Raw genomic sequence first — 726 nt, 5'->3', positions numbered from 1 at the left:
CGAGTGGTCGATTACAACGTCAAGGTTCGCGTCAAAGCGGACAACTCCGGCGTTGACCTCGCCAACGTCAAGATGTCGATGAACCCCTTCTGCGAAATCGCTGTGGAAGAAGCCGTACGCCTGAAAGAGAAAGGCGTTGCGACTGAAATCGTCGTCGTCTCCATCGGCCCGACCACGGCTCAGGAACAGCTGCGTACCGCGCTGGCTCTGGGTGCCGATCGCGCCATCCTCGTCGAATCTGCCGAAGACCTGACCTCGCTGGCCGTGGCCAAGTTGCTCAAGGCCGTGGTCGACAAGGAACAGCCGCAACTGGTGATCCTGGGCAAACAGGCCATCGACAGCGACAACAACCAGACCGGCCAGATGCTGGCTGCGTTGACCGGCTACGGTCAGGGCACCTTCGCTTCCAAAGTTGAAATGGCGGGCGACAAGGTTGCCGTTACCCGTGAAGTTGACGGCGGCGCGCAAACTGTTTCGCTGAGCTTGCCGGCCATCGTCACCACCGACCTGCGTTTGAACGAGCCGCGTTATGCGTCCCTGCCAAACATCATGAAGGCCAAGAAGAAGCCGCTTGAAGTGCTGACGCCAGAGGCGTTGGGCGTTTCGACCGCTTCGACCAACAAGACCCTGAAAGTTGAAGCGCCGGCGGCACGCAGCGCCGGCATCAAGGTCAAGTCGGTGGCTGAACTGGTCGAGAAACTGAAAAACGAAGCGAAGGTAATCTAA

General features: G+C 59.1%; 1 protein-coding gene. It reads left to right on the top strand.

Features of this window, described 5'->3' with window-relative positions; genetic code table 11:
* The coding region (locus tag WG29040_RS24275; RefSeq protein WP_133309076.1) for an electron transfer flavoprotein subunit beta/FixA family protein at nt 1-726 on the top strand (726 nt) is incomplete at its 5' end.

The organism is Pseudomonas sp. PAMC 29040, assembly GCF_003994535.1.
Classification (GTDB): Bacteria; Pseudomonadota; Gammaproteobacteria; order Pseudomonadales; family Pseudomonadaceae; genus Aquipseudomonas; species Aquipseudomonas paraversuta.
This window is presented reverse-complemented; position numbering and strand designations above follow the sequence as displayed.